The sequence below is a fragment of the Pseudoalteromonas shioyasakiensis genome (assembly GCF_019134595.1).
Taxonomy (GTDB): domain Bacteria; phylum Pseudomonadota; class Gammaproteobacteria; order Enterobacterales; family Alteromonadaceae; genus Pseudoalteromonas; species Pseudoalteromonas shioyasakiensis_A.
The window spans coordinates 2,865,203-2,879,062 of sequence record NZ_CP077770.1; the positions used below are offsets into that span (position 1 = coordinate 2,865,203).

The following is a 13,860-nucleotide window of genomic DNA, read 5'->3' on the forward strand; positions in this document are numbered from 1 at the left end:
TATTAAGCGAATTGGTATAACTTTAACACAAATATATAAATTAGAAGGAATTTGCCAGTATTAAAGCAATTAAAAAGAAAAAAGCGTGATAAAAAATGGGCATAAAAAAACGAGCCATTTGGGGCTCGTTTTTAATTTAAACAGAAGCTAATAACTAAAGGTTATTATTCTGGCTCATAGCCCAAATTAGGCGATAACCAACGCTCAGCTTCTGCAAGAGTCATGTTGGTACGCTTAGCGTAATCTTCAACCTGATCTTTTTGAATTTGCGCCACTGCGTAGTACTTAGCTTCAGGGTGAGAGAAATACCAACCAGAAACCGCCGCACCCGGCCACATTGCGTATGAACTTGTTAGCTTCATGCCGATACGCTGTTCGGTATCAAGTAACTGCCAGATTTTCTTCTTCTCTGTATGTTCAGGACAAGCAGGATAACCTGGCGCTGGGCGAATACCTTGGTAGTTTTCACGAATAAGTTCATCGTTCGATAGATTTTCATCTACCGCATAGCCCCAATACTCTTTACGCACTTGCTCATGCAAGTACTCCGCAAATGCCTCAGCCAAACGGTCTGCTACGGCTTTAACCATAATCTTGTTGTAATCATCTTGCTGGGCATCAAAGGCATCGGCAAGGTCATCTTCTTCAAGACCTCCGGTAACCGCAAAAGCACCAAAGTAATCAGGGGTGCCTTTTGGCGCAATATAATCAGCTAAACAGTAGTTAGCAAAGTCAGTTTTTTCTGTTTGCTGACGTAAATGACACGATGTAGTTAAAAGCGTTGTACGCGACTCATCGGTGTAAATCTCAATGTCATCCCCTACTCGGTTTGCAGGGAATAAACCAATGACACCTAAAGGTTGTAGCGCACCTGATTGCTCAAGCTCATCAAGCATTGCATTAGCATCAGCGAATAAGCTTTTAGCCTGTTCACCAACAATTTCATCTTCAAGAATACGTGGGTACTTACCAGCGATTGACCACGTCATGAAATAAGGTGTCCAGTCGATGTACTGTCTTAACGTCGCAATCGAAACATCTTTAAACTCAGTCACACCCAGCTTTTTCGGTACTGGTGGCGTGTAGTTGTCCCAATCAAGTTTTACTGCATTGTCGCGAGCACGCTGTAAAGTAACGGGTTTTGAGCGAGGTTTTTTACGCGCTTGTTGTTCACGTACTTTTTCATACTCAGCCTTGGTTTTCTCTAAAAATGCCGGCTTTAACTCTTTCGACAATAAATTAGAAACCACACCCACAGCGCGGCTGGCATTATTTACGTAGACCACACCTTTATCATACTGAGGCTCAATTTTAACCGCGGTATGCGCTTTAGAAGTTGTTGCACCACCAATCAGTAGCGGTAATTCAAAACCACGACGAGTCATTTCTTTCGCAACATGCACCATTTCATCAAGTGATGGGGTAATCAGTCCTGATAAACCTATAATGTCAGCTTTCTCGTTTATGGCGGTTTGCAAGATTTTCTCTGCCGGCACCATCACTCCAAGGTCAATAACCTCGTAGTTATTACATTGCAGTACAACGCCTACAATGTTCTTACCAATGTCGTGTACGTCGCCCTTAACGGTTGCCATAACCACTTTACCGTTAGTTGCGCCCTCTTCTTTTTCAGCTTCAATGAAAGGGTCAAGATAGGCAACGGCGCGCTTCATTACACGAGCTGACTTAACAACCTGAGGTAAGAACATTTTACCCGCACCGAATAAGTCACCTACTACATTCATGCCATCCATAAGCGGGCCTTCGATCACTTCGATAGGCTTAGCTTTGCTCTTGCGGCACTCTTCGGTATCTTCATCGATGTATTCGGTAATACCTTTTACTAGTGCATGTTCAAGGCGCTTTTCAACAGGCCAGGTACGCCATTCTAAATCTTCAACTTTCTCTGCTTGCGCCATACCAGAGTATTTGGGTGCAAGTTCAACAAGTCGCTCACCGGCACCTGGGTCGGTATTGAGGATCACATCTTCTACAGCTTTACGCAGCTCTTCGGGGATATCGTCGTAAACCGCTAATTGGCCCGCGTTTACAATGCCCATGTCCATACCTGCTTTAATCGCGTGGTATAAAAACACTGAGTGAATAGCTTCACGTACTGGGTTGTTACCACGGAACGAGAACGACACATTCGATACACCACCCGACACTTTACAGTGCGGTAAGCCTTGCTTAATTCGGCGCGTACCTTCAATAAATTCAACCGCGTAGTTATCGTGTTCTTCAATGCCCGTTGCGACGGCAAAAATGTTCGGGTCAAAAATAATGTCTTCTGGTGGAAAGCCAATATCATCAACAAGTATATTGTAGCTACGCTGACAGATATCGAACTTACGATCAGCAGTTTCTGCTTGCCCGGTTTCATCAAACGCCATAACCACCGCAGCAGCACCAAAGCGTTTGATTATTTTAGCTTGGCGTATAAACGGCTCTTCACCTTCTTTAAGTGAAATTGAGTTAACAATGGCCTTACCTTGAATACACTTTAAGCCAGCTTCAATCACGTCCCATTTAGATGAGTCGACCATGATAGGTACTTTTGAGATATCAGGCTCTGAGGCAATTAAGTTTAAAAACTTTACCATCGCCGCTTTCGAATCCAACATGGCTTCATCCATATTGATATCAATCACTTGCGCGCCATTTTCTACTTGTTCACGGGCAACGTCGAGAGCGGTCTCGTAATCTTCTTCCATGATCAAGCGCTTAAACTTAGCCGAGCCTGTTACATTGGTACGCTCACCGACGTTAGTAAATACAGCAATTTGGTCAGTCATGTCGGTTTCCTAGTTTAAGTTACACGCTTCAAGGCCAGATAAGCGCATACGCACTTCAAGCTCAGGTAATTGGCGAGGTTTAACACCTTCAAGGCCTTTCGCAAACGCCTTAATATGAGCCGGTGTGGTGCCACAACAACCACCTACAATGTTGATAAAGCCAAATTTGCCCCAATCGATAATTTCTTTAGCCATTTCAGTGGCTTCTAAATCATATTCACCAAATTCGTTTGGTAATCCTGCATTTGGATGCACCGAGGTAAAGGTTTCACAAACGCGCGATAGCTCTTCAACATACTGGCGCAGTAAGTCTGGGCCAAGGGCGCAGTTAAGGCCGATTGATAGCGGTTTAATATGACGAATTGAGTTATAAAATGCTTCGGTTGTTTGCCCTGATAAAGTACGGCCAGAGGCATCGGTAATGGTGCCTGAGATCATCACAGGCAAACTGCGACCAGCTTGCTCGAATGCTTCTTCTACAGCAAACGAAGCCGCTTTAGCATTAAGGGTATCAAAGATGGTTTCTATTAAAATAAGATCAGCACCACCTTCCATTAATGCCAGTGTTGACTCAACATAGGCAGCCACCAGCTTATCAAAGTTGATATTACGATAACCTGGGTCATTTACATCTGGTGAAATAGAACAGGTTTTTGACGTTGGCCCAAGTACACCAGCTACATAACGCGGTTTGCTAGGATCTTTTGCTTCAAGTTCATCACACACGCTGCGGGCAAGCTTCGCTGACTCGAGGTTGATTTCGCGGCTAAGGCTCGCCATATCGTAATCTTCCATCGAAATAGTCGTGGCATTAAAGGTGTTGGTTTCAATGATATCGGCACCAGCTTCTAAATAAGCACGGTGAATATCAGCAATGATTTTTGGCTGAGTCAGGCTTAATAAATCGTTATTGCCTTTAATAAGTACATGCCAGTCTTTAAAGCGCTCACCGCGATAATCCTGTTCTTCTAATTTATGTTCTTGGATCATGGTGCCCATCGCGCCATCGAGGATTAAAATTCGCTGTTTTAGCGCCTCGGTTAATTGTTCGCGTTTATTCACTGCATTACTCGGCATAGTTGTTAGTCCTTACATCTTGGCTAACTAAGTTAATATCATACGGTGTAGTTTGGTACACATAATAGTTTAACCAATTCGAAAACAATAAAAAGGCATGACTTTGCCACGTTTTCGACGGTTCGTTATCTGGGTTATCGTCAGGGAAGTAATTTTCTGGCTTAGGTGCATCCGCTGATTTTTCTTGGTCGCGTAAATACTCCCCTTTTAAGGTATGAGCATCGTACTCTGGATGGCCAGTAATATACACTTGGCTACCTGATTTATTTTTAATTAAGTAGGCACCTACTCGCTCTGATCCGGCTAACACTACGAGCTCATCGCAGGCAGTGATCTTATCGATATCAATATGACCATAACGAGAATGCGGCACTAAAAAGGTATCATCAAAGCCACGCGTTAGCGCTGCATGGTCAAAATAGCTTTTATGGGTAAATACGCCACTGAGTTTGTTTGGTTTCAGATCACGTTTAAGGCCATAGTGATGATAAAGCCCAGCATGGGCCGCCCAACACGAAAACAGCGTAGACGTAACATGCTGCTCTGCCCAATCTAAAATAATTTTTAGTTCGTCCCAGTAAGCAACTTCGTCATACTCTAAATGAGCAAGCGGTGCGCCCGTTACAATCATGGCATCGTAGTTATTATCTTTCACTTCTGAAAAATAACGATAAAACGTATCCATGTGCTGCTCAGAGTTACTACTGGTGCGATGGGTATCTAAGCGCAACAGCTCAACATTAACTTGCAGCGGTGAGTTTGCTAACAAGCGAATAAACTGCACTTCGGTTTCAACTTTGTTTGGCATTAAGTTTAAGATGGCCAAACGCATTGGGCGGATTTCTTGCGTTTTAGCACGACTTTTTGGCATTACAAACACGTTTTCTTGACGTAACTTTGCAATGGCAGGCAATTCATCTTTTACTGTAATGGGCATAGCTGGCTCCGAGCATACTTATCTGACTGCTAATTATGAACGGATAGTTAGAAATTTCAACCTCTAGATGTTTAGATGTCTAAATGAAGTGGTATATCTGAGTGGTCATTAATTAAAATGTATGACTCTTTGAGTAAATAACACCTTGATATTAAGCCTATCATAAACGCTGAATTCTGTATTTTGAGGTAGTTTGGGTATACAATACTTTCTGTTAATTTTTCTTATAAATTGAAGGCTTCTTTCATGGTGTTACCAGACAAGTTTATATTCTCGATGAGTCGAGTTTCTAAGGTTGTGCCACCTAAGCGCACTATCTTAAAAGATATTTCTTTACACTTTTTCCCAGGCGCAAAAATTGGTGTGCTAGGTCTAAACGGTGCAGGTAAATCAACGTTACTTCGCATTATGGCTGGTGTTGACCAAGACTTTGAAGGTGAAGCTCGCCCTCAACCAGGCACTAAAATCGGTTACTTACCGCAAGAACCGCAGCTAGACGAAAGCAAAACAGTTCGCGAAACAGTAGAAGAAGCAGTTAGCGAAGTTAAAAATGCACTAAACCGCCTTGATGAAGTATACAACGAGTATGCAATGGACGGTGCTGACTTTGATGCACTTGCGAAAGAGCAAGGCGAATTAGAAGCTATCATCCAAGCGCACGATGGTCACAATATCGACAACGTGTTAGAGCGTGCTGCTGATGCATTACGCCTACCACCTTGGGATGCAAAAATTGAACACCTTTCGGGTGGTGAGCGTCGCCGTGTTGCGATCTGTCGTTTATTACTTGAAAAACCAGATATGCTTATTCTTGACGAACCAACCAACCACTTAGACGCTGAGTCAGTTGCTTGGTTAGAGCGCTTCTTACACGACTACGAAGGTACCGTGGTTGCTGTAACCCACGACCGTTACTTCTTAGATAACGTAGCAGGTTGGATATTAGAGCTTGACCGTGGTGAAGGTATTCCTTGGGAAGGTAACTACTCATCGTGGCTTGAACAAAAAGATTTACGTTTACAACAAGAACAGAAATCTGAAAAAGCACGTCAAAAATCAATCGCGCAAGAACTTGAATGGGTTCGTTCAAACCCGAAAGGCCGTCAAGCTAAGTCTAAAGCACGTATGGCACAGTTCTCTGAGCTTCAGCAAAACGATTACCAAAAGCGTAACGAAACGAATGAGCTATTCATTCCACCGGGTCCACGCTTAGGTGACCAAGTTATCGAAGTAAAAGGCCTGAAGAAAAGCTTTGGCGACCGCGTACTAATCGATGACTTAAACTTTGCAATGCCGAAAGGCGCTATCGTAGGTATTATCGGTGCCAATGGTGCGGGTAAATCAACGCTATTCAAAATGCTAAGCGGTGAAGAAACGCCTGATAGCGGTGAGATCCTTGTTGGTGACACTGTTGAGCTTGCAACGGTTGATCAGTTCCGTGGCGACATGGACGAAAGCAACACGGTTTTCCAAGAAATCTCTAACGGCCAAGACGTATTAAAAATTGGTAACTTTGAATTCCCAAGCCGTGCCTATGTTGGCCGCTTTAACTTCAAAGGTAACGACCAACAAAAATTTGTTAAAGACCTATCAGGTGGTGAGCGCAACCGTTTACACCTAGCTAAGCTATTAAAAGCAGGTGGTAACGTATTACTACTGGATGAGCCAACCAATGATCTAGACGTTGAAACACTACGTGCACTTGAGAACGCTATTTTAGAGTTCCCTGGCTGTGTAATGTGTATCTCGCATGACCGTTGGTTCCTTGACCGTATTGCTACACATATTCTTGATTACCGTGATGAAGGCCAAATTAACTTCTTCGATGGTAACTACACAGAATACGAAGAGTGGTTGAAGAAAACCTTAGGCGCAGAAGCGGCACAACCTAAGCGTATTAAATACAAAAAAATTGGCTAATTAGCTGATACTCAAAAAGCCCCTACCTAGGGGCTTTTTTGTTGCATTAAGCTTTACTATCACTCACTCCATTATGATCTATACTCATTAAGTAACTAAAGTGGGAGATACAGCTATGAATGAACGCAGAGAGTTTTCGCGGGTATTATTTTCTTGCCCTGCGATCCTTCGTATCAAAGATAACGACTATCACTGTCAGTTACTTGATTTATCTTTGCAAGGTGCACTCATTACTAAAAGTGATTCATTTTTAGTGCCTATTCATAGTAAAGCTGACTTAATCTTTACCCTGCCAGAGTCAACTATCGAGATTAAAATGCAAGTGGAGCTGTGCCATGTTGAGCATCAGCATGCAGGCCTTCGCTGCGAACATATCGATATTGATAGTATTACTCACTTAAAACGATTGATTGAGCTAAATCTGGGTGATGAGGCATTATTACATCGCGAGTTAGCTCATTTAATTCACGCGCCAGAGTAAACATTTGCCGGTAGATTCGTTATGCTGTAGCAAATTCAGCTATTCAATGAGCTATGCAGTTAAATCCCCACTTACCCTTGGTGTATCACCCAAATTACTCGTTTAGTTTCGATCCTAACCATCGCTTTGTGATGAGTAAGTTTGCTTATTTATATGAGCATGTACAAAACCTTGGATTAATAAATGACAACCTAACTCAACCGATGCTTGGCAGCCCTGAGCCTCTTGAATTAGTGCACTGCGAAAACTACATCAACGACCTTTGGCACAACCGCTTAGATGAAAAAGCGATGCGCCGTATTGGCTTACCTTGGTCAAAAGAGCTAATGGCACGTACCTTTACCGCGCCTCTGGGCACCTTACAAACAGCACGTTTAGCCCTTAAACATGGCATCGCTTGTCACTTAGCGGGGGGCACTCATCATGCCCATACCGATTTTGGCTCAGGCTATTGCATGGTAAACGACCTCGCTTTCACCAGCGAAACCCTAATAAAAAGTGGTGAAGTAACCAATATACTTATTTTTGATTTAGATGTTCATCAAGGTGATGGTACCGCAGCAATGCTGGCGCATCAGCCCTATGCTTATACCTGCTCTATTCACTGTGAAAAGAATTTTCCATTTCGAAAATCAGCCAGCGATTTAGACATAGGTTTAGCACCGAATGTCGCTGATAGTGAATACCTAGGCGTTGTTGACGATACGCTGAGTTATTTATTAAACACCCTAAACCCAGATTTAGTGCTTTATGATGCAGGTGTAGATGTGTGGCTGCAAGATGGCTTAGGAAAACTTGATATAAGCTGGCAAGGGATAGTGCAACGCGACCATTTAGTCCTCAAGCGTTGCCTTGAGCACAATGTACCTGTCGCAACAGTAATTGGTGGTGGTTATGATAAAGACCATCGCCGTTTAGCGGCTCGCCATGGCATTGTAGTTGAACAAGCTGCTCGTTTTTAAAAGCGACAAAGAAAAAAGGCCCGGGGAGAAAAAACCGGGCCTTTGCTACTGTAACATTGGGATATGTTAGCAACTTTTTTCTAAGTTAAAACAAGTAGCTGTGGAGCTACCGAATGGTAATCTAAAGCCATAGCTATGCTCAAAACCGTGATGTTTACAATTGAAAAAGCAAACACTTGGCGCGCCCAGCCGCTGACATCAATATTGCGACGATAGCCACGAAGCGCCATTAGCAACCACCAAAAACTCGTTGTACAGGCTACAGCCATAAAGGCTAAACCTGTATAACCACTAATGGTTAATAACATCACAACCAACGCATACACGGCGATATATAAAACAATGTGATGCTTTGCCTTCTCGATCCCCTGCGCTACTGGTAACACAGGAATTCTGGCCGCTTGGTAGTCGTTATAACGAAAGATTGCAATTGCATATGAATGAGGCATTTGCCATAGACTAAACATAACCAATAAAATCACAGCACCAGCATCAAACTGCCCAGTTACGGCACAATAACCCACAACAGGCGGTACTGCGCCAGATAAACTTCCTACAAAGGTGCCGTACACAGAACGACGTTTCATGTATAAGCTGTAAACACCTACGTAGATGACGTAACCAAAAGTAGCAAATAAGAGTGCCACTACGTTGGTATACACAGCTAATAACCCGAAACCAATAACACCAAGCACGATGCCATGTGCCATAGCCGCCTTTGCTGACATTTCGCCAGTCACTGTGACGCGTTTGCGAGTGCGCGCCATAGCAACATCAATATCACGATCAATTACGTTATTGATCGCGCATCCTGATGCCACTACTAAAGATAACCCTAGTAAGGTTGCGATCATTAACCATGGGTCAACATCACCACGAGAGGCTAGCAAGAATCCCCCCGCGACAGAGATCAAATTGCCCATGATAATGCCAGGTTTAGTGACATTTAAATAACGTCGAAACACTTCCTCGACTCCTCTAATTTTCAGCACAAACGCAATATTACGAAAGAAACTAGTTAGTAACAGACTGTAAGAACTGGAGACACAACCTCAGACTAACCAGCTCCTTTCGTAAATCTTTTTACCAATTACCAAGTAATTGTTATTAGTACATCATCATGGCGTTCGATTCGTAGATGATCCACACCGACAAACCAACCACCATTACAATGATTAAAGCACTAAAGATAAACGACAATGAACTTGCCTTGCCGTCTTCTGTTTTGAAGTTTAGGTGTAAGAAATATTTTAAATGCACCCAAATTTGCACAATCGCCATGCTCACGATGCACCATGCAGTGGTCGTTTTAGAAAACGAACCACTCATCACAGCCCAAAATGGAATAGCCGTTAAAACCACTGACAATACAAAACCAATTAAATAGTCTTTAACGCTGCCATGTGATTGTTCATTATGTGCATGAACTTCTAAGTTATTAATTACATGTGATTCACTGTGGCTCATTACATTGCTCCCATTAAATAAACAACGGTAAATACACAGATCCACACCACATCTAAGAAGTGCCAGAATAGGCTTAAACAACTTAGGCGTGTCACTGTTTGTGGGTTTAAACCACGGCGCACAACTTCAATCATCAGGATAGTCATCCAAATAAGACCGGCTGTAACGTGAAGACCGTGTAAGCCCACTAAAGAGAAGAACGATGTTAAAAAGGCACTTTGCTGAGGGCCATTACCGTGCGCAATTAGGTGATGGAATTCGTACACTTCCATACCAATAAACATTGCGCCAAAGGCAAAGGTAACCAGCAACCAAGTTAACGTAGCCGCTTTTTTCTGCCCGTGAGCAGAAATCATCGCAAAACCAAAAGTAATACTACTAAGTAGTAGAGCTGCGGTTTCAACCGCAACAAAATCAAGTTCAAAAATGTCTTTACCCGACACACCACCAGCAGTGTTCATGAACAATACTGCGTAGGTTGCAAAGAATGATGCAAACAACAAACAGTCAGTCATAAGATAAAGCCAGAAACCAAATACGGTGTTACCACCTGTATCGTGGTGCTCATGGTCATGTGCATCGACATGACCGTGTGCGCCGTTTAAGGTGTCGAGCCCTGCAGAAATGCTACTCATGCATTCACCTCCTTAGTAGCGGCTGTATTGTGAGCCGTTTCTAGTTCAACAATTTCATCTGGTTGCACGTAGTAATCAACATCGCTGGTGTAACAACGCTTGATGAACACCACGATTGCACCCAGTAAACCAAAGGCTGCAAGCCACCAAATGTGCCAGATCATGGCAAAACAGAAGGTTGTTAAAGCTGCACTCATTAATACACCTGCCGATGTATTTTTTGGCATATGAATTGGGCTATAAGAGGCTTCTTGTTTGTAAGCTAAGCCTTTTTCTTTCATGTCTGTCCACGCATCGATGTCATCAACATGTGGGATTTTCGCAAAGTTGTAGTACTGTGGAGGTGAAGCAGATGCCCACTCAAGCGTATGACCATTCCACGGATCGCCCGTTGTATCATCAAGTTGCTCGCGGTTTTTGAAGCTCACTACAAGTTGCACAACTTGGAACAAGATACCGAACATAATGATCACCGCACCGCCAGCTGCAATGTATAACCAAATGTTCCAATCAGGGTTGTTAGTGTGGTTTAAGCGACGTGTCATACCTAAGAAACCAAGTACGTATAACGGCATGAATGCCACGAAGAAACCAATTAACCAACACCAGAAAGATCTTCTGCCCCAGCTCTCGTCAAGTTTGAAGCCCATTGCTTTAGGGAACCAAAACGCAAAACCAGCTAAATAACCAAATACCGCACCACCAATGATGGTGTTATGGAAGTGAGCGATTAAGAATAAGCTGTTATGTAATACGTAGTCAGCGCCAGGAATAGCAAGTAACACGCCGGTCATACCACCGATAGTGAAAGTCACCATAAAACCTAAAGTCCAAAGGACAGGCACAGTAATTCGTAAACGACCACGATACATAGTGAATAACCAGTTAAACAACTTAACCCCGGTCGGCACTGCAATAACCATGGTCATAACACCAAAGAAGGCATTAACGTTAGCGCTTGAGCCCATAGTAAAGAAATGGTGAAGCCAAACGATAAAACCTAAAATCGAAATTGCACCACTTGCGTAAACCATCGACTTATAACCAAACAGGCGTTTACCAGCAAACGTTGAGATAACTTCTGAGAAAATACCAAACGCAGGTAAGATCAGAATGTAAACCTCAGGGTGACCCCATGCCCAGAATAAGTTGATGTACATCATCGCGTTACCACCTAATTCATTCGTGAAGAAGTGGAAATCGAGATAACGGTCAAGCGTTAACATTGCCAGTACAGCAGTTAAAATTGGGAACGATGCTGCAATTAAGATATTCGCCCACGTACATGCCCAAGTAAAAATAGGCATTTTCATTAATGTCATGCCTGGTGCACGCATTTTAAATACAGTCGCTAAGAAGTTTACCGATGTTAATAAGGTACCCAAGCCGGATATCTGCAAGGCCCATATATAATAGTCGACCCCGACACCTGGACTGAATGACAACTCTGACAGTGGTGGATATGCAACCCAACCCGTTTTCGCAAACTCACCAAAGAATAATGAGATATTGATTAGGATTGCACCGCCAGCAGTTAACCAAAAGCTAAGGTTATTTAAGAATGGGAATGCAACATCACGGGCACCAATTTGCAAAGGTAAGATGATGTTCATTAAACCAATCATAAACGGCATCGCCATAAAGATGATCATGATCACCCCGTGCGCCGTAAAGATTTGGTCATAGTGCTCTGGTGGTAAGTAACCACTTGCACCGCCGGTAGCCATTGCTAATTGCAGTCGCATCATAATGGCATCCGCGAAACCACGGAAAAGCATGATAAGCGCAAGAATGATGTACATAACACCTAAACGCTTATGGTCGATTGAGGTGATCCAGTCGTGCCAAATCACGCCCCATTTTTTATATTTTGTTACTAAGCCTGCCACTAACAGACCTAAGACAGCAACGACCGCCATGGTAACCATGATAATTGGTTCATGGTACGGGATTGCGTCTAATGTTAATTTACCTAACAACGACATGATTATTCCTCGTCCTCGCTGTGCTTCTTATGAGCTGAATGCTCAGGCATAGCGTGTTGCATTGCACCGTGAGAGCCATGCGCTTGCATATATTTCATTACAATTGAATGGAACATATCTTTATCTACGCTGGCATAGTATTTAACTGGGTCGTATTCACTTGGTTTTGCAAGTTCAACATAGCTTTGCTTAGTCAGTGCAGAGCCGGTATTTTTTACTTTGTTAACCCATGCATCGAAATCAGCTTCTGTGGCTGTTGCAATGGCCTCGAACTTCATACCAGTGAAACCTGCACCGCTGTAGTTAGCAGAGAAACCTTTAAAAGTACCTGGCTCATCAGCAATTAAGTGAAGCTTTGTTTCCATGCCTGCCATTGAATAAATTTGGCTACCAAGCTGTGGAATGAAAAACGAGTTCATGGTGCTTTCTGAGGTGATCTTGTACTGCACTGGCACATTGGCAGGAAAAACAAGCTCATTCACTGTGGCGATGCCTTGCTCTGGATAAATGAATAGCCATTTCCAGTTCAAAGAAACAACCTCAACAGTAAGGTGCTTACCTTTACCCTCAAGTGGTTTATATGGGTCAAGTTGTTGCGTTGACTGCCACGTGATCACACCTAAAATCGCAACGATGATGATAGGAATGGTCCAAACTACAGCTTCAATCTTATTAGAGTGCGCCCACTTTGGAGCGTAAATTTCTTGATCTCGTCCATCACGGTATTTCCATGCAAAATAAATTGTCATGGCAATAACTGGAATCACAACAATCAGCATTAACACCGTAGCTACGATAATTAAATACTTCTCGTCGACACCAATTTGACCTTTTGGATCGAGTACCCCGCCTTTACAGCCAGACAAAGCCAGCACTAAAGACGCTAGAGCAATATTACAAAGGTTTCGAATTGACAAAGGAATATCCTACAACCTAAAAGTTAACACTTGTCGAAATAAGTACACGACGCTTTTCTGCAACAGATGCTACAGATACCCCTCGGCTGAATAACGAGCACGACAAATAGGCACGCTAAAAAGTGAGGGAGTTTAGGTTGGCTGACTGAAATTTGGGCGTAAAAATCCCACTAGGTGCTTAGTTAAGACAACTTAGAAAATCGACTAAATGGCTGAACTTAAGCAACAAAGCTTATTTACAGACAACCACTTACACGAGGAGGAGCACGACAGCCATGAGCGCTGTGTACTACTAAAGACTTTATCGTTTCACGCGCAGCGAAGGCCGCTTTACGTAAAATGACACCTGCACGACGCGCAGGGAAGAAATGGAAGACCAACCAGCATAAACCAATAAGTAATTGGCAAGACACCACAGGGTAAGCTAAAAAACTCAAAACATTAAGTAATGGTGTTTCGAATAAAGCACCTTCGCTTAATAAGCTTCTTAGCCCTTGAGCATCTTCTAATGTGCCGTTGATTAGCATGGCTGAATTAATCAGCAACAAGGCTAAAACTGACATTAGTTCTTTACCAGCAAAAAACGCACGCGCAGCCAATTGCAATCTAGCTAAGCTAGACTGTTTGACACCTTGTGACTGATTAATTGCTCGCAAAACTCACGCCTTTTTATCGCTTTTACTG

General features: G+C 43.1%; 12 protein-coding genes. 3 read left to right on the forward strand and 9 right to left on the reverse strand.

The annotated features are described in order from the left end of the window. Window positions 1–164: 164 nt before the first annotated feature. The 3 genes from metH to KQP93_RS13350 are packed head-to-tail and all read right to left on the reverse strand — an operon-like array spanning window position 165 to window position 4,809. Entirely contained in the window at window positions 165–2,795 is a 2,631-nt protein-coding gene (gene metH, locus KQP93_RS13340) for a methionine synthase (protein WP_217874784.1), read from the reverse strand. Between the two features lie 9 nt (window positions 2,796–2,804). Then, window positions 2,805–3,872, reverse strand: coding sequence for a homocysteine S-methyltransferase family protein (locus KQP93_RS13345; protein WP_217874785.1), 1,068 nt, complete (start codon window positions 3,870–3,872; stop codon window positions 2,805–2,807). After that, on the reverse strand, window positions 3,862–4,809 hold the full coding sequence (locus KQP93_RS13350) for a homoserine O-succinyltransferase (RefSeq protein ID WP_217874786.1): 948 nt from the start codon (window positions 4,807–4,809) through the stop codon (window positions 3,862–3,864). Before KQP93_RS13350 ends, KQP93_RS13345 begins: the two co-directional genes overlap by 11 nt. 246 nt (window positions 4,810–5,055) lie before the next feature. Here KQP93_RS13350 and ettA point away from each other — a divergent pair, with 246 nt between their 5' ends. The 3 genes from ettA to KQP93_RS13365 all read left to right on the forward strand — a co-directional run bounded on the left by ettA (window position 5,056) and on the right by KQP93_RS13365 (window position 8,172). After that, on the forward strand, window positions 5,056–6,729 hold the full coding sequence (gene ettA, locus KQP93_RS13355; protein ID WP_217874787.1) for an energy-dependent translational throttle protein EttA: 1,674 nt from the start codon (window positions 5,056–5,058) through the stop codon (window positions 6,727–6,729). Between the two features lie 115 nt (window positions 6,730–6,844). Continuing rightward, window positions 6,845–7,210: a PilZ domain-containing protein gene (locus KQP93_RS13360; RefSeq protein WP_217874788.1), complete on the forward strand. Its 366-nt coding sequence runs from the start codon at window positions 6,845–6,847 to the stop codon at window positions 7,208–7,210. Between the two features lie 53 nt (window positions 7,211–7,263). Beyond that, window positions 7,264–8,172 (forward strand): histone deacetylase family protein, encoded by a 909-nt coding sequence (locus tag KQP93_RS13365; protein ID WP_217874789.1) that lies wholly within the window; start codon window positions 7,264–7,266, stop codon window positions 8,170–8,172. An 80-nt stretch (window positions 8,173–8,252) separates the two neighbouring features. Here KQP93_RS13365 and cyoE read toward each other — a convergent pair whose 3' ends face one another. The 6 genes from cyoE to KQP93_RS13395 form a co-directional block, all read right to left on the reverse strand. Next, the gene (cyoE, locus tag KQP93_RS13370; RefSeq protein ID WP_062566718.1) at window positions 8,253–9,137 is read right to left on the reverse strand and encodes a heme o synthase; all 885 of its coding nucleotides are present in this window, start codon (window positions 9,135–9,137) and stop codon (window positions 8,253–8,255) included. 142 nt (window positions 9,138–9,279) lie between these two features. Next, window positions 9,280–9,639, reverse strand: a complete 360-nt coding sequence (gene cyoD / locus KQP93_RS13375) for a cytochrome o ubiquinol oxidase subunit IV (protein WP_135923748.1) — start codon at window positions 9,637–9,639, stop codon at window positions 9,280–9,282. Continuing rightward, the gene (gene cyoC, locus KQP93_RS13380) at window positions 9,639–10,274 is read right to left on the reverse strand and encodes a cytochrome o ubiquinol oxidase subunit III (RefSeq protein WP_217874791.1); all 636 of its coding nucleotides are present in this window, start codon (window positions 10,272–10,274) and stop codon (window positions 9,639–9,641) included. Before cyoC ends, cyoD begins: the two co-directional genes overlap by 1 nt. Further along, window positions 10,271–12,259: a cytochrome o ubiquinol oxidase subunit I gene (gene cyoB, locus KQP93_RS13385; RefSeq protein ID WP_217874792.1), complete on the reverse strand. Its 1,989-nt coding sequence runs from the start codon at window positions 12,257–12,259 to the stop codon at window positions 10,271–10,273. The genes cyoC and cyoB overlap by 4 nt, the downstream gene beginning before the upstream one ends. Window positions 12,260–12,261: 2 nt before the next feature. Then, on the reverse strand, window positions 12,262–13,176 hold the full coding sequence (gene cyoA, locus KQP93_RS13390; protein ID WP_217874793.1) for a ubiquinol oxidase subunit II: 915 nt from the start codon (window positions 13,174–13,176) through the stop codon (window positions 12,262–12,264). 236 nt (window positions 13,177–13,412) lie between these two features. Next, on the reverse strand, window positions 13,413–13,832 hold the full coding sequence (locus tag KQP93_RS13395) for a hypothetical protein (protein ID WP_217874794.1): 420 nt from the start codon (window positions 13,830–13,832) through the stop codon (window positions 13,413–13,415). Window positions 13,833–13,860: the final 28 nt, after the last annotated feature.

What these genes read in the sequence shown, in the direction of transcription:
- KQP93_RS13350 (WP_217874786.1), bottom strand. Translation starts at nt 4,809, where the DNA reads ATGCCCATTACAGTAAAAGATGAATTGCCTGCCATTGCAAAGTTACGT.
- KQP93_RS13360 (WP_217874788.1), top strand. Translation starts at nt 6,845, where the DNA reads ATGAATGAACGCAGAGAGTTTTCGCGGGTATTATTTTCTTGCCCTGCG.
- KQP93_RS13365 (WP_217874789.1), top strand. Translation starts at nt 7,264, where the DNA reads ATGCAGTTAAATCCCCACTTACCCTTGGTGTATCACCCAAATTACTCG.
- ettA (WP_217874787.1), top strand. Translation starts at nt 5,056, where the DNA reads ATGGTGTTACCAGACAAGTTTATATTCTCGATGAGTCGAGTTTCTAAG.
- cyoD (WP_135923748.1), bottom strand. Translation starts at nt 9,639, where the DNA reads ATGAGCCACAGTGAATCACATGTAATTAATAACTTAGAAGTTCATGCA.
- KQP93_RS13345 (WP_217874785.1), bottom strand. Translation starts at nt 3,872, where the DNA reads ATGCCGAGTAATGCAGTGAATAAACGCGAACAATTAACCGAGGCGCTA.
- metH (WP_217874784.1), bottom strand. Translation starts at nt 2,795, where the DNA reads ATGACTGACCAAATTGCTGTATTTACTAACGTCGGTGAGCGTACCAAT.
- cyoB (WP_217874792.1), bottom strand. Translation starts at nt 12,259, where the DNA reads ATGTCGTTGTTAGGTAAATTAACATTAGACGCAATCCCGTACCATGAA.
- cyoC (WP_217874791.1), bottom strand. Translation starts at nt 10,274, where the DNA reads ATGAGTAGCATTTCTGCAGGGCTCGACACCTTAAACGGCGCACACGGT.